Below are 21696 nucleotides of genomic sequence, written 5' to 3'. Positions count from 1 at the left end.
GATTATTATAGTCATGTTTGATAGAAAAAATCTGTTTATGTAGAACATAGGTATAATACAGTATAAAGCCAGCAAAAATTTAAAAAAATAGCCAGCCATATTATATCTGCACCATCTTAAAATATTAAATCTGGTTATTAAAATTTAAAGTCAAGTATTAACTTCCTTTAAATTGAATGATTCTAAAAATAATTTCGATTTTTATGATTGGTGCATTTGTTCATTTAATAAAAATGGTTCAATTAAAATTTTTTCTATTTTTGGAGAATACTTATGCGCGTTGCTTTTAAAATGAAAAAGCATCTTTTAATGGCTGGTATAGCACTTAATTCGGTCATCCTTTTGGTGGCCAATATTGCCCATGCCCAAGATAGTCATAGCGGCGAAAATAGTGATACATTGCAAACCGTAACGGTTACCGGCAGCAATGGAGCAATGACACCAGCTGGCGTAAGTGTTGTTACGGCTGAAGACATTAACCGCTATGGTAGTGGCAATTTACAGGATGTTATCCGTGATATTCCAGGTACTTTCACTTGGGATAATCCTAGCCAGCCCGGCCTTGCAATTAATATTCGTGGCTTTGAAGGCTCTGGCCGCGTTAACACCATGATTGACGGCGTGCGTCAAAACTTCCGCTTTACCGGCCATGATGCTTCGGGCTATTCCTATGTTGATTCAAACCTATTAACTGAAATAGATGTAGAGCGCGGTGCCGTTGTTGGCGCTGGCGGCGGCGCTTTGGCTGGTAGCGTTAATTTGCGCACTTTAAGCGTTGAAGATATTATCAAGCCCGGTCAAAATTATGGCGTTCTTGGCAAGGCATCATGGGGCAGCAACGGTGTTGGCTTTTCTGAGATGATTGCTGGCGGTGCGCGCAATGATATTGCTGGTGTTGCAGCAGCAATCAGCCGCCGTGATTCACGCGATTTTAAGGATGGTGATGGCAACCGCCAAAGCAATACCGGCCAAGAATTGACTTCGGGTTTGGTTAAAGCCGAATTTGGCTATGGCACCGATCATCGTCTTAATCTTGGTGGTGTTTTCTATAATAATGATTTTGGTGCAAATTCCTATAATCAAAATGTCAAAAATACTACATTAACCGCCAATTATTCCTATAATCCTACGGATAATGATTGGGTGGATTTGCATGTCAATGCTTATTACAACCGCTTGAAAATGGAATATTTTGAAAATTTACGCGGTGTATGGGGAGGCTCTAGCGGCCGTGAAATTGAAGATCGTGGTGTTGGCTTTGATATTTCCAATACATCACGCTTTAATCTTGGAGAGGTTGGCGTCAAATGGCTTTATGGCGTTGAATATTTCCGCGATAAGATTGAAGGAGCTAATTCTGGCGTTAATCCAAGTAATGGTACAGCAAGCAGTGGCGGCGTTTTTTCTGATGCAACCTTCTCCTATAAGATTGTCGATCTAACTGCTGGTTTGCGTTATAATTTCTATAAAATGAATGGTGATGCAAAAGATGGTACGTCCCTTGTTGACCAATCGCATAATTCGGTTGACCCGCGTATTACCTTAGCGGTTAATGTTACCGACTGGTTGCAACCTTATGTTACCTATTCTCAATCTATGCGCAGCCCCACTTTACAAGAAACTATGGTTGGCGGCATTCATCCAGGCAGCACAACCTTTGGCTTTATTGCCAATCCTAATCTTGAGCCAGAAAAGCAAAAAGGTTGGGAACTTGGTGTAAATGTCAAAAAGGCTGATGTCTTTACTGCAGGCGATTTCGTCCGTGCAAGAGCTGCTTATTATGACATGGATATTAAAGATTATATCGTCAGTGAAGGGCGTGATGGTTGTGATCCATTGGCAAACCGTCGCTGCCAAACTTGGTATAATAATGTGCCCGGTACGTCCCGCGTCCGCGGCTTTGAAGCTGAAGCCCTTTATGATGCTGGCTTTGCCTTTGCCAATTTAAGCTATACCCATACAAAATCCGATCTTCCAGGTATATTACCTGGCCTTGGTGCTAGCCAATATTTGCCAGATAATGTCTTTTCAATCGGTGGTGGTGCACGTCTATTCGAGCGTAAACTCACTGTTGGTGGTCGTTATCGGTATGTATCATCAGGCAAGGTCTCAACCTATACAGGTGTTGATAAATCAGATGGCAGCTATGGCCTTGTTGATATCTTCACCACCTATAAATTCAAAGAAGATATTGAATTATCCTTCAAGGTCAACAACCTCTTTAACAAAACTTATACGCCATTCTTAAGCTCGGCGAATTCCGGTCAGGGTAGAACGTTCCTCATTTCAACCCAGTTCCGCTTCTAATAAGTTTTTTTAAAATTTAAAAAAAGCAGCCATTTATAAAATGGCTGCTTTTTTCATGCATAAAATTTTGTACTTAAAATAGTTTAGCGTAAAGGGGAAATACTAAGCGGTACAGCAAGAAGCGAGCGCATATCGCTCGTTAGCCATTGCGGCCCACCAACTGGTGGCCAGACACCTTGCTTGACCGATTCACTGCGTAAATCAAAACGCTCGCTAGCATTTTTAAATGGCCAAATATGGGTAATCCTTGGCTCGCCATCAATGCTATAAAGCGCAATAGTGAGGGGCGATATTTTTTCACGCGCTGGCACGGCATTTTCCCAAGCTTTTAAAATATGCGGTAAACCGCCATGCTTATAGACATAGCTGCGCATTTCATAAATTGGGCCAAATTCACCAGCTTCAACTGGCTTTAAAAATGGAAAAGGAATGTAGCTATCCAAAACCAAATTGCTCATCCATTCTGAAGCGCCAAAAGGATTAGCGGCATTTAAGGTGCGCTGACGCTCACTATTAAAATCATCTTCGCTATCAAAACCACGCAATAAAATAACTTGGTTTAGTGGTCCAACTTCAGTGGCAAAAGCTCCTAAAAGCTTACCCCTTGCCCCTGATTGCGAGCAAAATTCTTCAATCGCAGGGGCGGCCTTGGCAGCGCCGCCCATGGCAAGCTGCAATGTTGCAATTTCATAACGTTCCATAATAATTGACCTTTCTTGGGTTATATAAATTCTTTTTTGGTTTGTATAAATTAAAGCGACTTATCACGATAAGCCGGCCATAAAACTGACTTTAGTCTTTAAGTAAACCGGCGAGATATTTGCCAATGCGCCACCCAAAAACCATCGCTGGTCCAAGGGTTGTGCCAGGGCCTGGATAGGTGCCACGAAATATTGAGGTTGCATCATTGCCGCAAGCAAAAAGCCCTTCTATCGGCTTTTGATCATTATCGACGACGCGGCCAAATTCATCGCAATCTATGCCGCCACTGCTAGCAAGATCATAGGGGCGAACGCTCACCGCATAAAATGGCCCTTTACCTAAAACGCGCATACACGGATTTGGCTTATTGTCCTTATCGCCGTTAAAGCGGTTCATAACACTGCTTCCACGCCCAAAAGCTTGATCGACGCCGGTTAATGCATCCTCATCATATTGCTTTACGGTATTGATGAGCCCTTGAGGATCGACATTGATTTTTTGCGCCAAAGCCTCCAATGTATCGGCCTTAATGATGTAACCCGATTGGATAAGTCGATTAAGACCAACACCACCTGGTAAAACAAGCCCCAAACCATATTGGTGGATAAAGGCATCATCAACAATCAAATAGGCTGGTATGGTTGGCACCATTTTGTTTCGTTGCAACGCCCCCATACAAAAATCATGATAGCTATTGGATTCATTTACAAACCGCTCGCCCTTTTGGTTTACAGCCAAAAGCCCAGGCTTAGCGCGATCTAAAATAATATGCGGCCAAACCGCCATTTCACCATTTGGCTTTTTATAAGATGAACATGGCATCCATAAAGCAGGGCTATCGCAACCATCATCAAGCCGCGCGCCAATTTTAATCGCATTGTCAACACCATCACCATTATTGCTTAAAGGTGCAAGGCACTGCTCCCTTGTCCCCTCAGGATAAAGCGATTGGCGCAATTCCTTATTATTAGCAATGCCACCTGTTGCCAAAACAACGCCTTTGCGCGCATGAATAATGCGTATGCCGTTTGGCGTTGCGACTTTAGCACCAATGATGCGGCCGTTTTCTTGTATAAGTTCTTTAAGGCTATGCTCAAATTCTGGCATGCAGCCTTGCTGTTTTAGGCTAAAAAATAGCCGTGCAACCAGCGCATTGCCCATTAATACGCGAGTCCCGCGTGAAAAACGCAAACGATCCTTAAAATAGCGACTAACAATTTTTAAAGTTGTTTTTAAATTGGCAAGGCTTTTAAAGCGATTTAAGATGATGTCCAATTCATCGCGGCCCACCATCATGCCGCCAAGTCCCATAAATTCAGGGCGCGGTGGTCGCACCCGCTCAAAATCCTTGCCAAGCAAGCGGCCATCAAACGGCAAAGGCGATAACGCCCTGCCGCCAAAGGCTGCGCCGTCACCATCAAGATAATCAGGATGGGCTTTGGAAGCCACAAATTGCACTTCGGTCTTTTGGGTAAAATCGTCAATTGCGCTTGCGCCAGAGCGCAAGAAAGCTAACCGCTTAGCTTCACCGCCGCGATTACCAATAATGGCTTTTAAAAATTTTTCAGCGTCTTTGGCGCTATCAGCGACACCAGCTGCAACACTTAGACTAGTACCCGGTACCCATGTTGTACCGCCTGATGTTGCAGTAATGCCGCCAACTTGTGTGGTTTTTTCGCATAGCAAAACCTCAAGCCCTTCAAGCTTAGCAATTAATGCTGCACTCATGCCGCCAGCACCAGCACCAAAAATCAAAACATCTACTTCCTCAATAGTATTTTGAGATAAAGGCGCATTTGGCTTACTCCCTGACATGTTTAATCCTCCCCTATGCCTTATCTTGTACTCTATTTCGCGCAACGGCAACATTTTCACCAATAATGTAACCAAAAGTCATTGCAGGCCCAAGGGTTATGCCGCCGCTTGGATAAGTTCCGGCAAAAATGCTATTCATATCATTTCCTGCTGCAAATAGCCCATTAATTGGCTCACCATGCCCATCAAGTACCCGCGCTTTATCGTCACAAATAAGCCCAGCAAAAGTTCCCAAACTGCCAGCAGTAATTTCAACCGCAAAAAATGGAGCTTTCACTATGGGCGCAATACAGGGATTGGGTAAATGATCTTTATCGCCTTGCGCCAATTGGTAAGGCGTTGTGCCACGGTGAAATTCATTATCTATGCCCTGCTCGGCGTCGCGGTTATAATTGGCAATGGTTGCTTGTAAGGCACCTTCATCAATACCGCATTTTTGGGCAAGTTCTGCCAAACTATTAGCGCGTTTTAAATAGCCATTTTTAAGCCATTTAGAAAAAGGCACCGGAAAAGGCTTGACCGCACCAAGCCCGTAACGGCGGATAAACCTTTGGTCAGCAAGCAGCCAAGCTTTTACCGGCTCGCCCTTCGCGGTTGCATTGAGTAGCCCGACCATAAAATCATGATAGGATATATCCTCTGCAACAAAACGCTTACCATCTTGCCGCACGGCAATAAGCCCTGGCTTACCACGCTCCACTAAATGGGGAAAACGGTTAAAGCCACCTTGCCGGTTAGGTACTAAGGACACTGGCGCCCAAGCACCTGATGATATCAATGTTTCATCAACCAAGGCACCAATATTTTCAGCTATTTTTAAGCCATCACCATCAACGCTTAAAGGTGCGGCACTTTCATGCGGCGAGCCATTTTGCACATGGTCAAAAAGCCGTTTCTTTCTTAATTGGTCGTGAGGGAAGCCTCCAGTTGCGAGCACCGTGCCATATTTGGCAAAGACTTGTTTTTTGACACCATTGTGCGCAATAATAGCGCCACAAATATCATCATTATTTTTTATCAAGGATAAAGCTGGAGTGTCGGATAAAAGCCTGACATTATAATGCTGCGCCGACTTTAACAAACGTGCCACTAGCGCATTGCCATTAACAATTTGCGTTGAACGACGATAAAACGCCAAATCATAAAAATGCCGCATAAGCCGCTTTGTTACATGGCTAAAGGACGATATTGACCGCAAAGCCGTTAAAAATGCCCGCATATCTGCGCCTGATGCGATGGCCATGCCCATAAGCGTCATTTGCGGAATGGGTTTGCGCAATTTATAAAGAAGATCTCCTAATTTTCGACCATCAAAAGGTGCTGCAACCACCGAGCGACCGCCAATCACCGCGCCATCCACCTTGCCATGAAAATCAGGAACGGCATTGCCGCCATTAAAAGCAACATCGGTTTTTGTTTCAAAAAAATCCACCATTTCAGGTGCTTTTTTCAAATAAGTATCCACCATCACATCATCATAACGGTTGCCCATAATATTTTTCAAATAAAGCCGTGGCGCATCATCACCCTCAATAATACCAGCTTTTTTGGCATGCGATGTTTGTGGTATCCATAGCCACCCACCAGAAAAAGCCGTAGTACCACCAAAATACCGGTCTTTCTCCACCACCAAGACATCAAGTCCGTGATAAGCGGCGGTAACTGCTGCTGATAAACCACCAGCGCCAGAACCGATAACCAGTAGGTCACATTCTATCTGTTCCATATCGCTAGAAGGATGGTGTTGCATTATAACTGCTCTTTTCTGCTGATCTGCAAAAACTAATAACTTGAGCATTTCCAACTAAAGTTGGGTCAACTTTAGCGTACGGATAATGCGTCAAATTGAAGAATTTAAAGCACGATGTTGCTTGAACAATAAACAGACGTGCTCTACTCAAGATGAATGGTTTGGCCGCTTTGTGCTGCTTGTTTAACCGCAAAAGTAACCCGCAAAGTTTCCAATCCCTCACGCCCAGACACCAAAGGTTGCGCTTTTTTCAAAATAACCTCGCGGAAATTTTCTAATTGCAAAATGAATGGATCAATCAATGGGCGGTCATTGTCGCTTTTATCAATTGGTTTAAGCCAAGTGCGCTCATTGGTATAACTCCATAATTCAAGGCTTGGCAGTGCAAGAGAACCATGGGTGCCACCAATATAATAGCTATTTTGCTCACGTGGGGGAAAGTCAGGATTTTCACGTGCGGTAAGTTCCCAGCTCCAAGGTGCGCTAATCGCATCAGAAATGGAAAGGGTGACAATAGTACCATTTTTAAAATGCAATAATGTACCGCAGCTTTCTTCATTTTCAAAACCACGAATTTGCTTTGTTTCGACCGCTTGCACGGTTTTGACATCGCCAAAAAGATAACGCAAACAATCAATATCATGGATCATATTGACAAAAACTGGCCCTGCCCCTTTTATCTGCCGCCATTGCGCGTTAAAATAATCATCAGGCTTTAAAATCCAAAACATGCAATGAGCAGCGAGGACTTGCCCTAACTTACCAGATTCAATAATATTTTTAGCCGTTTGCAGCATGGGATTATGGCGGCGGTGATGGCCAACCATAAGCGGTACATTATTTTTTTCTGCCGCTTCAACGAGCTTTAAGCCCTCATCGACATTATCTGCAATCGGCTTTTCCATTAAAACTGGAATTTTGGCGGCTATTGCTTCAAGCCCATTGGCGACATGAAATTGATTAGGGGTTGCAATAATAATGCCATCAGGGCGGTCACTTAATAGCATGGTCTTAATATCAGGATACCATGGTACATTAAGGCTTATCGCATAATCTTTTGCAGCATCAACAGGATCAATAATTGCCGATAATTCAACATTTTTATCTTGTGCAATAATAGTGACATGGCGTTTGCCAATAAGACCTGCGCCCATAACTGCAACGCGAATTTTACTTCCCATTTCTCTCTCCCTTATGCCTCCCAAAGACGCGTTTTAGACATAGTCTCGCTGTGCAAGGTCTAAAATCTTGCGTGCCGATTCAATCGCCATACGCGCGCAGTTTTCAACGCCAAAAGCATTGATAATTTCATGGCTAGCAACTTCGATGCTAATTGGGGTATTTTGCGGCACAACCTGCATCAAGGCTGGTAGATCAATGCCACCATCGCCGGGCATAAGCCGTGCGCCCCTTGCAATGGCAATTAGCTCTTCATCACTTTTACCATAAGGCACTGGCCCATCACATAATTGCACATAATGAATCATTGATGGGGGAAGCGCTACCACATCATCAAGGGTTGACGTGCTGCGGTCAAAATGCAAGGCATCAATCAGCACTCCGCCATTTTTTTCGCCCGCCTTTTCAACAATATGACGAGCCTCGTTTAAAGATTTAACCGCGGTCCATGGCATAAATTCAAGGTCTGCGGTAAGATTGGCAGTTGCAGCAAGCTGACAAAATTGGGCAAAATTATCGCTAAGGCGTGCGACATCAAAATCATCGCCAGCAACCAAAATATTTTTTGCCCCTAATTCATAAGCGCGCTCAATAAAGGGTTTAAAATCAGCAATATTGGTTTTGTCCTTAAGGCGAATGATTTCAACATCGCCCACTGCCATATCATAATCAAACAATGCTTGTTTTGTATCATTTAGCAATTGCTTGTCAGTTAATAATGGATAGGCAGGCTCGGTTGGTGCGGCAGGCAACATACGCAAGCCAACCGCTTTATAACCGTATTGAGCCGCAATTTTAATGGTTTCAACCGGTGAAATATTACCAACAGTTAGAAAAGCAAGCGAAAAATAATGGGGCATTTTATTGCATCCTTAAATGAGCAATGCATTTTCAATTTACGCGTTTGTATCTTTTGCCAATAGGAAATTGACGACAAGATCACGCACCTTGGCAAACATATCAACCCCAAGCACCGTGGTTGAACCACGTTTTTTAGCCTCAATAATCCAAGCTGTTTCAACTGGTTTTGCAATCACATCGCCAGCCCAAGTATGAGCGCTAAGGGTTGTTACATCAAAGGGTAGCGGATCATCATCACGCATGCCCGCTGGGCTTGCATTAATGGCGCCATCAAAACCGCTCACATCGCGGCTACCTTTCACAACACGGCAAAGCCCCAAGGCATTTAAACGTGCAATATTATCATTTTGACGGTTTTCATCCATGTCAAAAATTGCAAGTTCGCCAACGCCATTGGTAACAAGGGCATGAGCAATAGCACTACCTGCACCGCCCAAGCCGCATAATAAAACGCGCTTACCCACAAACTCACAACCCTTGGCATTTAAAGCAGCAATATAGCCAAGACCATCAACCATATCGCCTGAAAGACCGTTTCCATCTTTACGCACAACATTAACCGCACGTAAAAATTTCGACCTATCGCTTAAATGGTCGCAAAATTGCGAACCTGAAATTTTATGAGGAATGGTGACTAAAATACCATCAAGATTTTTAATCGTTTTGGCAGAATTAAAAAATGTCGCTATATCTTGACTTGCAACATTGGTTGGAACGCAAACCGCATTAAGCCCCAAATCTTGCAAAGCTGCGGTGACGCCAACTGGTGCTTGTACTTGTGCTATTGGATCACCAACCACAAAATAAAGCCGTGTTGATCCATCTAATTTTGTCATCAAAACCTCCCAATTTTGATAAGGGCAAAAATCTACCCAAAAGGCTTAAGCGCCTCATCTCCCGTTTATTTTTGCCCTTACAAAATTCAAGTCTTGAAAAAACTTAAAATTTACGGTTACTTAGAATTTGCAAGGGCAAGATTTTACATATCTAGAAACACAGTTTCGCCTTCACCTTGAACAATAATATTAAAGGTAAAAACAGGCACGCCATCACGCATCGATTTTTGCGCAATTAATGTTTCACGGCGTTTTTTGGCATCAATACGGTTTAAGAGCGGATCTTGCTCGTTTTGCTCGCTCATATCAGAAAAATAAGCACGGGTATGGAGCGCCATATTAATACCGCGCGCACCAATCCAAAAGGTAATATGCGGCGCTTGGTTGCGCCCATCAGGATAGGGCGTCGAACCCGGGCGGATGGTCTCAAATTGGAAGAAAGCTGCGTCGCTTGATGCTGGCTGACGCCCCCAACCAGTAAAATTGCTATCAGCTACGCCACGCGTTTCATTAACCGAATTATAAAGACCATCCGCATCGGCTTGCCAGATCTCGATTAAAGCATCTTTGATAAGCTCGCCGCCCCCGTCAAAAACTTGTCCTTCGATAATAATACGCTCGCCTTTGGTGTGCGCATTAATCATTTTATTGCCTAAATCTTCAGGATAAACGCCATGAATACCAACATAATTAGGCGTTGCACCAATATGGATATAAGGGCCAACCGTTTGCGAAGGGCTTTCTTTTAAATAGTTTAATTCTTGTGCCATTTTAATTGCCCTCCATACGGTTTTCAAACATGGTTGAACGTCGTCCACGCAAGACAATATCAAACTTGTAGGCAAGGCTATCCATTGGAATAGTGGCACTACGGTCAAGAGCTGCAATAAGCCGATCAATAGCCGCGGGATCAGGAATTGTCTTAACAATCGGGCACTGCCAAATCATCGGATCACCTTCAAAATACATTTGGGTGATAAGACGTTGAGCAAAGGCATGGCCAAATAGCGAAAAGTGGATATGTGCGGGGCGCCAATCATTAACGCCATTTGGCCAAGGGTAAGCACCAGGTTTAATGGTGCGAAACATATAACGTCCCTCTTCATCGGTAATGGTACGCCCACACCCACCGAAATTGGGATCAATTGCAGCAAGATAAGTTTCTTTTTTATGACGATAACGTCCGCCAGCATTTGCCTGCCAAAATTCAAGCAAAGTATTGGGCAGCGGCTTGCCATTTTCATCCAAAATGCGACCATAGACTACAATACGTTGACCAATTGGATCGCCATCCTTGGCGTAATTGCGAATAAGGTCATTATCATATTGCCCCAATATATCATGACCAAAAACTGGGCCTGTTATTTCAGATATGGTGGCAGGCAAGGATAAAAGTGCATTACGCGGCGAGCGCAAAATACTGGTTTTATAATCTGGCGTATAGGCGGCTGGGTGCCATTCTCTATCGCGTTGAAAATAATTTCCACCCCGTTCAAAAAAATTATTCGTCATTATGTTCCTCCACTTCCTGCAATTCTTTTTTAGCGATTTTTATAGCGCTATTGGCGGCAGGAACGCCGGCATAAACTGCAACATGCATTAAAGCTTCAAGAATATCTTCAGGACTTGCACCCGTATTGCGCGTTGCCCGCACATGCATGGCAAATTCTTCTTCATGGCCAAGAGCGGCAAGCAAGGCAAGCGTCACGATTGAACGCTCGCGCTTAGAAAAATGATCGCGCGACCAAAGGCTTCCCCATGCGCCTTCAGTAATAAAGGTTTGAAAAGCGTCATCAAACGGTGTGGCACTTGCCAAAGCTTTATCAACATGAGCATTGCCAAGCACAAGCCGACGTGTTTTCAAGCCATTTTGATAGCGTTCACTATGCTCATTATCACCCATGGACTTCCTCCGAAAGAAAACTTTTTAATAATTCTATTGTTGCTTGCGGTTGTTCGATACAGGGCAAATGACCACATGCGTCAATAAGTTCAAACCGCGCGCCCTTAATCAATCGTGCGGTTTCTTTCACCAATTCTGGCGGTGTCGAACCATCTTGTGCACCAGCAATAACAAGAGCAGGAAGCGATAATTTAGCCGTTTGCTCACGTAAATCGCTATCGCGCAAAGCCACGCAGGTCGCGCAATAGGCGACTTTTGGTGTACGCTCCAACATATTGCGATAGGCTTGATAGGCAGCTTGCTGATTATTCTTAAAATCATCGGTTAACCAGCGCGCCATGATTTGTTCGCCAATAGCTGCAATACTATGCGCCTTTATGGTAGTGATCCGCTCATTCCAAGATTGCTCAGTACCAATTTTTGCCGCCGTATCCATAAGCACCAAACGGCTAACCTTATCCTTAAAACGATAGGCATAATTTTGAGCAATAAGACCACCGACCGATAGGCCGATAAGCGTTATATCGCTATCCCAACCAATATTTTGCAACAAAGCATGCAAATCATCAGTTAAAAGATCAATCGAGTAACTGTCATCTTGCAAAACTAAACCAAGATCTGTCAGACCATGCCCGCGTTTATCATAGCAAAGACAAGCATAATCTTTTTCAAGACCTGCAATAACATCATTCCAAATACGAAAATCTGTTCCCAACGAATTGATAAAGACAAGGCGCTGGCCGTCTTGACGACCAGCAGTTTGGTAATGCATGACTATATCATTGGCGATGGTAAATTGCATTGGTCTGTCCTCCTAATAATTGTTCTAAATGAATTGACAGATTATGTAAAATGATAAATTATACAAGAAATATAACTTATAGGTTATTTAAACGCGGTGATAAAATGCTACCCAGTGATCTTATTCGGCTTCGTCATTTAAAAACATTTCAAGAAGTTGCACGGCAAAAAAGTATTAGCGGTGCGGCTAATGTGCTAGCCATTACCCAGCCCGGCGTATCTAAAACCATTAAAGAGCTGGAAACCATATTAAATGCCGAATTATTTGACCGTAGCCACCGCACTTTGCGGCTAACCCCAATTGGCAAGCGTTTTTTAACCCATATTGAAAATTCGATGCTGGCGTTAAACCAAGGTATTGAAGAAATACAAGAAGCTAAAGAACGCAATGCACTTCCTTTAAAAATTGGGGCTTTGCCAACCGTATCAGCGCGGCTATTACCAAGGGCAATTTTGCGCTACAACACCAAGAAACTTGGGGGTAAGCCGGTGATTGTAACTGGCTCTAATGGCTATCTTATCCGCGACTTGCGCGAAGGTAAGGTAGATATTGTCCTTGGCCGCATGGGGGAACCTACCGAAATGATGGGTTTACATTTCGAGCATCTTTATTCAGAAAAAATATGCTTTGCGGTGCGCCCCGATCACCCACTTTTAGCCCTTAAAACTTTTGATATAGCTAAAATTGCCCAATATGATTTCATCATGCCATCCGAGCAATCAATTATTCGCCCTGCGGTGGATAAATTAATTTTGATTGCCAATTTACCGCGCCTTAACATCATTACCGAGACAGTTTCAACTGCCTTTAGCCGTTCATATGTGCGGGCAAGTGATACGGTTTGGGTGATATCGGAAGGCGTTGTTTTAGAAGATATTGCGAGCGGTGCATTAGCCGCTTTGCCGATTGATACCTCATCAACCTTGGGGCCAGTTGGCATGACCTTGAGAGCGGAAGGGGCGATATCCCCTGCCGTTGAATTTTTTATGAATGAAGTAAGGCGCGTTGCATTAAGTTTTGGCAGATAGAATTTTGAGCCGATATTTTAGGCCTTGTTCATAACAAATATGGCAATGACATTGGCATTTTGTGGCAAATTATCAAGCACATCGCCACCATCCCAAATAAGCGTATCTAACTCGCCTAAAGCTACTAATTTTTCACCAATGCTTAAATCTGTGGCAGCGGTTGCTATAAGAAATATTTTGATAATTTGAGCCGCATTAAGTGATGGTAAAGGCTGGCTTAAACGCTGCATATGATGCTGGAAGTAATGACGATTGGTCATAATATTAAGATCAGTCGATGCGCCGCCGCTAACCTCTGCATAAACCTTGGCTTCGCCTTTAAATGAATAACAATCGCCATTTTGATTAAGGACAACCTTTTCCGTATCATCAATGGTTAGAACAACGTCATCGCCTTTTATTAAAGCAATGGTGCGATCAATATCAAAAAAGGTGGAAAATGGGCCAGACTTTGAAATGGTAGCAATGCTCACCCGCCAATCTGGAGCTTGTTGGGTACTTTTTTCATTATTGCCGAATGCCACTTCACGGGTTTCACCACCGCCATTTTTCCATGGCATTACTTTATAATCACTTGCTTTAATGTGCTTCATTTGACACCCAATAATAAGATTTTTAACAAGCATATAATATTTGCTGCAAAACTCAATTAAATAGCCGAGCATTTTTTAAAAACGCTCGGCTATTATGGTCAATCACGTAACGATCCAATGGACGTGATGCGCCTCAAGCAATGTTGCCGGCTCCCATTTGGCAGCAAGACCCGCAATGATGTTTTCTGGCACCCTAGCTTCACGCTTTTTGTTTTGGCTATAAAGCTGAACACTATTGGTCACAAGCCCATGAATTTCAACACGGAAACCATAGTCGCGGCAAAGCTTGATGGCGCGGCCGCGATTAAGCTCACTAATATGAACAGCATTCCAAACAAAGCTTTGTTCACGCCGCAAATATTCCCTTGCTTGCTCAAGCGCTGCTTGCACCACTCTCCCTTGATTTTTCGTTGGAAGAATTCCCATTTCTTCCCTGATAGCATCAAGCGATAGGACTGGCAATTCTTGCAAATGCTTGCCAATATATGTGTCTTTGCCCGCCCCCGGCAAACCACTTAATATATGAGCTGTTGCCGTTGGCTTTTCATATTCTTGATAGCCCTCATAGCGGTCAGGCTTTTCAAAATATGAAATCCGACTTTCTTCATTAGCAAAAGGATATGGCGCATGAAGCATGGATTCTTCGTTCAAAAATTGCCGCAAAAGTTCAAGCTCAAATGCGGTTTGTTCGACCTGTGGCGAAATGCGACCAAGATTATCAGCCTCTGCTAAAATAAGCAGCGGCCGCCAATCATAAATCCATGAAAACTCAATAGCTTGACGCTTCATCCTATCGCTTTTCCAAATATGGAACGGCTTTTGATGCCAAGCAATCAACCAATAGACCTTTTCAATAATTGGCCAAGCAACGCCATTATGCCATAAAAGATCAAGCACCCGATGCGCGCCTTTAAGAGCATGCCCCGGCTGGCTAACGCGGATGCGTTTTTCAATCGGATCCCACAATTCAACCGTTGTGCGCGGTTTGGCAAGGTCATGCAAAAAAGCAGCAAGCAGCAAAATGATTTGCTGCTCTTTATCGCTTTTTTGAAAACCTTGATGATTAATCATACAATCAACCACCATTTGCGTATGAATCCAAACATCGCCTTCACCATGATAGACTGGATCATGAGGGCAATTGGCAAGAAGATCAGCAAAGGGAAATATGGCTTTTGCTAATTGGATATCGCCATCAAAAATGCTTTTAAGCCAAGATTTCATCACTCATCTCCTTTCATCTGATAAAATGTATCACTCTTAATGAGGCCGTTTGGTACAATCGGCCGCGAATGCCAATGGCTATTATTGTCAATGATCGTTTGCACAAAATTTGGTCGCACAAACTTAAAGCGCATGGTGACAATGCCATTTTCTTCCACCTTGCCGTAAATACCTTCCGACAATTCACTGGCTTCAAAACGCGACATATTGCGTGCCTCATCAAGCCCCTCGCGTTTTAGGGTTGCAACCAAATGGTCTTGCCAATTTAAACTGCGATAAAGCGATGGTTGGATAAAGCTTTTAAGATGGTCAAGACTTAGAGCTGGCCCTTGATATAAAACCGGCACATGGCAAAATGGCAAATCCTGTAATAATTGATGGCGCGAGGGCGTATCAAGAAAGACTTGGTTTTGCGTATCAAACACATCAAATTCATGAAAATAATGCGGCAAACGGTCATAATACAAAGTATGAGCTGCAAAAAGCCACTCACCATAGACAATATAACGGCCAGCCAAACGATCAAAAAGCGCGTCTTCTATTGCAAGCAATAAATCCTTGAAGCGGTTGAAGTGTCGTTCACGGCCACCGCGCTTTGCTAAATCCAGATAATGCCCACGGCTTTGACCAAAAAGCGTTGCATCATCATGAAAACCAAAGCCGGTATTCGCACCATCCAATTTTTCTTCATAAACCACATTGCGCCCCAAAAGCGCCGAAAATGGTATAATATCCGCTTGTTTATCACCTTTTTGCAAGCCTGATCCATCAAGATGCGGTGTCGAGGGATATTTGCGGATAGAATTGAATAAATGAGACATAATAGATAACTCTTTTAAACACAGAGTATTGCTAACTAAAAGCGTGAAAACGGCCTTAGTTAAAAATGCTCTAAGAGTTGCGCAAAGAAAACTATTATAAAGACAAGCAAAAGCACCATCAGTTACGCGCATAAAGACGCAATAAACCAATCCTTGCCAAGCATGATGGCAAGTGCCTAATCGCCCCAATATTTAAGGGAAGTTAATCTGTCTTCAATAAACTGATTTTTACCAAAAACACAATTTACCATTGTCTCATGCATGTTTGCATAAAACTCAAGCAAAAAGGTTCCTGACAAAGATCACATTCTTTGACAACCAATATTCATAATTTGTGAGAAATGTGCCAACAATAATTCATTGAGAAATCAAAGCTGATTTCTTTTCTTTATTATTAATTATGTGGCAAAAAAATATCTATTACATTATCCCGTTCCTTTGATGGCAAACGGCTAGCATAATTATTTGCAAAAATCAACAATAAAGATTTATATATTTAAATGATAAAATAAAAACAAAGCTTAGCCGCAAATAAATAGGGCTAAGCTTTAATATAAATATTTTAAGTTAATTAGCGCATTTGCAACACGAATATTGATTAAAAAAACGGCAGCGCGCTAAATTGTCGTTTTTCAATTTCTTCGAACGCAAAAGTCAATACAACTTTTGCTGAAAATGCTTTAGTTCTTATCGCCTGAATAGCGCCCACCTTGGTCAAACAAGGCAGCAACAACAACGATAATTGCAGAGATTACCAATATTACTATAACCCCTGTTACCGAATTAGTGGGCGAAGCCGTAACTAACCCCAATGCTAATAAGGGTGCTAAACCACCAGCAATCGCCGTACCAATTTCACGCCCCATGCCAAAGCCTGTGGATCTGGTATTTACGGGAAATTGCCGACTTAAAAACGATCCCTGCGGTGCAAACATCATTGGCGCCAAAATACCGGTTGCTATAGCAAGAGCGAGATAAATTAAATGCGCTTGCCCCGTTTGCAAAAGAGCCATAAATGGATAGGCGAAAAATACCGAAAGCACACCACCCATTATAAGCACTTTTTTAGAGCTCCAACGGTCACATAACCAACCAAGTGCTGGTACTGCAAAGATTGCGACAAAACTGGCAATCGTTACCGATAACGAGGTGACAGACGCACTAACATCTTGAAATTGGGTTAAATAAGCAAGGGAAAATGTTTTGAAAATATAACTCAAAGCATTGTAACCGATAGCAATGGCGAACACCACGAGCAAACCTTTAAAATTATACTTGAAAACATCTAGGATTGCCGTTTTATTCTCCTTTTTGGTTTGCTCTAGCTTCACAAAATCAGGTGTTTCAGGCAAGCTTTTGCGCACCCACAAACCAACAAACACTAAAGCAATCGACAAAAGAAACGGAATACGCCAACCACCAGACAATAAGAATTCATCACCATTGATAGTCAACAGATAAACAGTCGCTGAAGATAGTAACAAGCCAAGATTTAATCCCAAGGCCGGCCAAGCACCTTGACGACCGCGCCTTTTGCTATTTGCATGTTCATAAGATGTGACAGCGGCAGCGGCAAGTTCTGCACCTGCGCCCAAACCTTGGAAGATACGTATAATAACAAGAAAAACCGCGCCCCAAATACCAATAACTTCATAACCGGGGATAACACCAATTAATGCCGTACAAACACCCATAAGACAAAAAGTCACCATGAGCATTTTCTTACGTCCATAACGATCACCAAGATAACCAAAGAAAATGCCACCAAATGGGCGGGCTATAAAACCAATGGCAAAAGTGGCAAAGGCTTTCAATGTTGCTGTTTTGGGATCAGTATTATCAAAAAAGATACGGCCAAAAACAATTGATGCCATGGTCGCATAAAGATAAAAATCATACCATTCCAACATTGAGCCAACAATAGTTGCAACTGCAACTTTGCGAATACGTTTGCGCTCTTCATGCGCTGTTTCGGGCTGATTTATTGCACCCATATTACTTCCTCCTCCTAACACTCCACTATGTGCTTTGTTTAAAATTTGTCGTAAAACTTACAAAAAAAATTTAAACCAATATTGCATCAGCACATTGCATATTGTTTAACTCACCCTCAATGAGAAAAAATAGCCATGTAAAAACAGTATATTACAATAATTTTATTGAAAACATTCTCAACGCTGATGCAAAGAATTATTTGACTAGTTATCATGTTGTCTGATAACATGCAAGTTCGATAATTTGCATTAAGATAGATCAGCATTTCGATTTATAACGAAAATCACCTTTGGGCATTTTTGTTTTTGACATCACAAAAATATAAAGATTATGGGCGGTATTGGGAGGATATTTTGGAAAATTTTGATTTTTGTATTATTGGCGCCGGCATTGTTGGCCTATCAACAGCCATGCAACTTTTGCAAACAAAGCCAAATGCATCATTGATTGTTATTGAGAAAGAGGCAACGCCCGCTTTTCATCAAACCGGCCATAATAGCGGTGTCATCCATGCTGGTGTTTATTATGCGCCGGGCAGTATGAAAGCTAAATTTTGCCGCGAGGGACTTGCTGATACCATTGAATTTTGCAAAACTCACAATGTTGCCTATGATCAATGCGGCAAACTAATCGTTGCAACTTCGCCTTTAGAGCTAGAGCGCCTTGATGCCTTGGAAAAGCGCGCCGAGCAAAATGGTCTTGATTTAGAAAGGCTTGACGGCGCGGCATTGCGCGAGCGTGAACCCCATATTACTGGACTTGGTGGCCTATTGGTTAAAGATACCGGTATTGTTGATTATCCGGGCATGTCAAGAGCCATGGTTAAGGAAATTACCCGCCTTGGTGGTAAGATTGCCTTTGCCAATCAATGTATTGACATTAAAGAAACCACTGAAAATGTCACCGTTACCACCGATAAGCTTGAAATTTGTTGCAAAAAATTGATTGTATGTGCTGGATTACAAGCTGACCGGCTCGCTAAAATGGCCGACCTTGATGTTGACTTTCAAATTGTTCCCTTTCGCGGCGATTATTACCGGCTGCCAGCTTCTTGCAACAATATCACCCAGCATTTAATTTATCCTGTTCCTGACCCTGATCTACCGTTTTTGGGTGTGCATTTAACCCGCATGATTGACGGATCTATAACTGTTGGTCCCAATGCCTGTCTTGCCTTGGCACGCGAAAAATATAGCCGCTTTGGCTTTAGCCTTAAAGATTTTGCCACCATGATTGGCTTTTCGGGGCTTTGGCATGTGGTGTGGAAGAATCGCAAATCAGCAATATCTGAATTAAAAAGCGCCTTTATGCGTAGCCAATATTTAAAATTATGCCAAAAATATTGCCCAAGCTTAAAACTTTCTGATCTGCAACCCTATCCTTGTGGCATTCGTGCGCAAGCAGTTTTGGCCAATGGCGACCTTGTGCATGATTTTCTTATCAAGCAGACGGCGCGCAGTATCCATATTTGCAATGCGCCATCGCCGGCTGCTACCGCATCACTGCCCATTGGTCGCCATATTCTCTCTCTCATTAATGATCAAAACGAGAATATGGGATCTGAAATTTAGAAAAATTACAATAAATGGTGCAAAAGCGATCAATGAAATAAGACCTTTGAATTCTTTCATTGAATTATTTTTTTCAGATAGTGTATGTTTCTATGGCATGGGAGCATAGGCAATGGCAAAGAAAAATAACATATCATTGACGCAAGAAAACCAGCCAACAACCAATGGCCTTGATATTGCTCCTGTCAAACGCAAACAAAGTTTGGCAGGGCAGATTTGCGATGTATTACTGGAACGCATTGCCACGGGAAGTCTGCGCCCCGGCGATCAACTACCAACCGAACAGCAGCTATCTGCAGCGTTTAAAGTGAGTAGATCTGTCATCCGCGAAGCAATTGCCCGCCTTAAACAAACTGGCAATATAGAGACCCAACAAGGGCGCGGAGCTTTTGTTGTCGAGCAAAAAACCACAATTGATATATTGGCTTCGTCTTTGCAGCCTTCCATTTCTCCTACCAATATTATGGAACTAAGACGGATTATAGAGCCTGAAATTGCTGGGCTTGCCGCATTAAGGCGCAATGAAAGCGATATTGCAGCCTTAGAAAAAGAAATTGCCATTATGAAAAATGCTGGCGATATACTTCATGAGCGCACACAAGCCGATATGCGTTTTCATACAGCCATTGCAACAGCCAGTAAAAATCCACTTTTTTCATCGGTCATTGAAAATCTCTATCCACTTTTTACACAATTCTTATACCTTGCCCATGATAATGCCAGCAAAGTCAAAGGCACTTTTATAGCAGCTGAGGGCGAACATGATGCCATAGTTAAGGCGATTATTGAAAGTGATAGTAGTGCTGCAATGAAAGCGATGAAAAAGCATTTACAACGCTCATCTATCCGCCTATCAATTTTTTAAAATAGTGATCATTGCGCCAAAATAATTATTTAACGCTCAACACATAAAGCAATGCCCATACCGCCGCCAATACACAAAGTGGCTAAGCCTTTTTTGGCATCGCGTCGCTGCATTTCAAACAATAAGCTAGTTAATATACGTGCGCCAGATGCACCAATTGGGTGGCCAAGCGCAATCGCACCGCCATTAACATTAACCTTAGAGTGGTCAAAATTAAGACCGCGGCATACACTCAAAGCTTGCACTGCAAAAGCCTCATTCGCCTCGATCAAATCAAGATCATTAATTGTCCAACCAGCACGCTGTAAAGCTTTTTGGGTGGCTGGAATTGGTCCCATGCCCATAATCGCTGGATCGACCCCAACGCTTGCCCATGACACAATGCGAGCAAGCGGCTCGATATTACGGCGCTGCGCCTCATTAGCACTCATCAATAAAACCGCTGCTGCGCCGTCATTAATGCCAGATGCATTGCCGGCAGTTACACTGCCCTCTTTATCAAAAACGGGACGCAATCTTTGCAATTGTTCAATTACTGCTCCCTGACGAATATATTCGTCCTTGCTAACAACTATATCGCCCTTACGCCCCTTAATCACAACGGGTGCGATTTCCGCGTCAAAGCGTCCAGCCTTTTGGGCAGCTTCTGCCTTATGTTGGGAGTGGAGTGCAAATTGATCTTGCTCTTCACGACTAATATTCAATTTCCGAGCAATATTTTCTGCAGTAATGCCCATATGATAATTGTGGAAAGCGTCACGCAAGCCATCATAAATCATTGTATCAACAAAAGAACCATCGCCCATTTTTATACCTTGGCGTAAATAGGCTGCATGAGGCGCTTGCGACATAGATTCTTGACCGCCAGCAATGATAATATCAGCCGCCCCTGTTACAATTTGTTGCATGCCAAGAATAATGGCGCGCAGCCCCGAGCCACAAAGCTGATTAATGCCAAAAGCTGTACTTTCTTGTCTAAGTCCCGCCAAAAGCGCCGCTTGACGTGCGGGATTTTGCCCCCCAAGAGTGGTTAAAACTTGCCCAAGGATAACTTCATCAACTGCCTCAGCAGTAATGTTGGCACGCTCCAACACAGCTTCAATCACCACCTTTCCTAATTCATGGGCAGGCAGAGACGACAAAGCTCCATTAAATGACCCCACCGGCGTGCGTGCAGCCGATGCAATGACGACAGATGAACTAAGCAAAGAAGTTTGAAACTGAGACATAAACACTCTTTTCTAAAAAAAACGATAATGATTACCATAGAGCTATAATGCCGGTGATTGATCCCTTCACTGAACCCTAAAGTACAAATTGAAAACGCTTTTTTCCTACTCCATCAACTGTGCCATCATCGGCCCATTCAATCAATGGCATTTTTTATGCTCTGCACAAACAACTGCCTTTATTATAAAAAAAGCCCACCAATTGCTTAGCAATA

Annotated in this window: 19 protein-coding genes; 4 read left to right on the top strand and 15 right to left on the bottom strand. The window is 43.0% G+C overall.

Going from position 1 to position 21696, the window contains the following annotated elements; genetic code table 11:
- Positions 1 to 273: 273 nt before the first annotated feature.
- Positions 274 to 2307, top strand: a complete 2034-nt coding sequence (locus N6B01_RS13735; protein ID WP_262079290.1) for a TonB-dependent receptor, heme/hemoglobin family — start codon at positions 274 to 276, stop codon at positions 2305 to 2307.
- An 83-nt stretch (positions 2308 to 2390) separates the two neighbouring features.
- Here the strand turns inward: N6B01_RS13735 and N6B01_RS13730 are convergent, their stop codons facing one another.
- From N6B01_RS13730 to pcaD, 10 genes are all read right to left on the bottom strand, one after another.
- Entirely contained in the window at positions 2391 to 3008 is a 618-nt protein-coding gene (locus tag N6B01_RS13730) for an NIPSNAP family protein (protein ID WP_182418312.1), read from the bottom strand.
- Between the two features lie 91 nt (positions 3009 to 3099).
- The gene (locus N6B01_RS13725) at positions 3100 to 4824 is read right to left on the bottom strand and encodes an FAD-binding protein (protein ID WP_262079289.1); all 1725 of its coding nucleotides are present in this window, start codon (positions 4822 to 4824) and stop codon (positions 3100 to 3102) included.
- Between the two features lie 13 nt (positions 4825 to 4837).
- The gene (locus tag N6B01_RS13720) at positions 4838 to 6574 is read right to left on the bottom strand and encodes an FAD-dependent oxidoreductase (RefSeq protein ID WP_262079288.1); all 1737 of its coding nucleotides are present in this window, start codon (positions 6572 to 6574) and stop codon (positions 4838 to 4840) included.
- 143 nt (positions 6575 to 6717) lie between these two features.
- Positions 6718 to 7755, bottom strand: a complete 1038-nt coding sequence (locus tag N6B01_RS13715) for a Gfo/Idh/MocA family protein (protein ID WP_262079286.1) — start codon at positions 7753 to 7755, stop codon at positions 6718 to 6720.
- A 33-nt stretch (positions 7756 to 7788) separates the two neighbouring features.
- Positions 7789 to 8613, bottom strand: coding sequence for a sugar phosphate isomerase/epimerase family protein (locus tag N6B01_RS13710; RefSeq protein WP_262079285.1), 825 nt, complete (start codon positions 8611 to 8613; stop codon positions 7789 to 7791).
- Positions 8614 to 8649: 36 nt separating this feature from the next.
- Complete coding sequence (locus N6B01_RS13705) at positions 8650 to 9450, bottom strand: shikimate dehydrogenase family protein (protein ID WP_262079284.1); 801 nt, start codon at positions 9448 to 9450, stop codon at positions 8650 to 8652.
- Between the two features lie 143 nt (positions 9451 to 9593).
- Positions 9594 to 10220: a protocatechuate 3,4-dioxygenase subunit alpha gene (gene pcaG / locus N6B01_RS13700; RefSeq protein WP_262079282.1), complete on the bottom strand. Its 627-nt coding sequence runs from the start codon at positions 10218 to 10220 to the stop codon at positions 9594 to 9596.
- Between the two features lies 1 nt (position 10221).
- Entirely contained in the window at positions 10222 to 10962 is a 741-nt protein-coding gene (gene pcaH, locus N6B01_RS13695; protein WP_182418305.1) for a protocatechuate 3,4-dioxygenase subunit beta, read from the bottom strand.
- Complete coding sequence (gene pcaC / locus N6B01_RS13690) at positions 10952 to 11353, bottom strand: 4-carboxymuconolactone decarboxylase (protein ID WP_262079280.1); 402 nt, start codon at positions 11351 to 11353, stop codon at positions 10952 to 10954. The genes pcaH and pcaC overlap by 11 nt, the downstream gene beginning before the upstream one ends.
- Entirely contained in the window at positions 11346 to 12155 is an 810-nt protein-coding gene (gene pcaD, locus N6B01_RS13685) for a 3-oxoadipate enol-lactonase (protein ID WP_182418303.1), read from the bottom strand. The genes pcaC and pcaD overlap by 8 nt, the downstream gene beginning before the upstream one ends.
- 104 nt (positions 12156 to 12259) lie before the next feature.
- On the opposite strand from pcaD, the gene pcaQ reads away from it, so the two are divergent.
- Positions 12260 to 13183 (top strand): pca operon transcription factor PcaQ, encoded by a 924-nt coding sequence (gene pcaQ, locus N6B01_RS13680; RefSeq protein WP_262079278.1) that lies wholly within the window; start codon positions 12260 to 12262, stop codon positions 13181 to 13183.
- Positions 13184 to 13200: 17 nt separating this feature from the next.
- Here the strand turns inward: pcaQ and N6B01_RS13675 are convergent, their stop codons facing one another.
- From N6B01_RS13675 to N6B01_RS13660, 4 genes are all read right to left on the bottom strand, one after another.
- A complete protein-coding gene (locus tag N6B01_RS13675; protein WP_262079277.1) occupies positions 13201 to 13776 on the bottom strand; it encodes a HutD/Ves family protein in 576 nt (191 codons plus the stop codon).
- Between the two features lie 102 nt (positions 13777 to 13878).
- Positions 13879 to 15000, bottom strand: coding sequence for an AAA family ATPase (locus N6B01_RS13670; RefSeq protein ID WP_262079276.1), 1122 nt, complete (start codon positions 14998 to 15000; stop codon positions 13879 to 13881).
- Complete coding sequence (locus N6B01_RS13665; protein WP_262079274.1) at positions 15000 to 15821, bottom strand: RNA ligase family protein; 822 nt, start codon at positions 15819 to 15821, stop codon at positions 15000 to 15002. The genes N6B01_RS13670 and N6B01_RS13665 overlap by 1 nt, the downstream gene beginning before the upstream one ends.
- Before the next feature lie 680 nt (positions 15822 to 16501).
- Positions 16502 to 17815, bottom strand: coding sequence for an MFS transporter (locus tag N6B01_RS13660; RefSeq protein ID WP_262079272.1), 1314 nt, complete (start codon positions 17813 to 17815; stop codon positions 16502 to 16504).
- A gap of 354 nt (positions 17816 to 18169) precedes the next feature.
- Between N6B01_RS13660 and lhgO the strand changes: the two genes are divergently transcribed.
- Positions 18170 to 19387: an L-2-hydroxyglutarate dehydrogenase gene (gene lhgO / locus N6B01_RS13655; RefSeq protein WP_262079271.1), complete on the top strand. Its 1218-nt coding sequence runs from the start codon at positions 18170 to 18172 to the stop codon at positions 19385 to 19387.
- A 112-nt stretch (positions 19388 to 19499) separates the two neighbouring features.
- Complete coding sequence (locus N6B01_RS13650) at positions 19500 to 20252, top strand: FadR/GntR family transcriptional regulator (RefSeq protein ID WP_262079269.1); 753 nt, start codon at positions 19500 to 19502, stop codon at positions 20250 to 20252.
- A gap of 29 nt (positions 20253 to 20281) precedes the next feature.
- Here the strand turns inward: N6B01_RS13650 and N6B01_RS13645 are convergent, their stop codons facing one another.
- A complete protein-coding gene (locus N6B01_RS13645; protein WP_262079267.1) occupies positions 20282 to 21481 on the bottom strand; it encodes an acetyl-CoA C-acetyltransferase in 1200 nt (399 codons plus the stop codon).
- Positions 21482 to 21696 lie beyond the last annotated feature (215 nt).

It is taken from the genome of Bartonella sp. HY406, assembly GCF_025449315.1.
GTDB lineage: Bacteria > Pseudomonadota > Alphaproteobacteria > Rhizobiales > Rhizobiaceae > HY038.
Note: the sequence above shows the minus strand (reverse complement) of the source record. Positions and strands in the feature narration are given on the sequence as shown.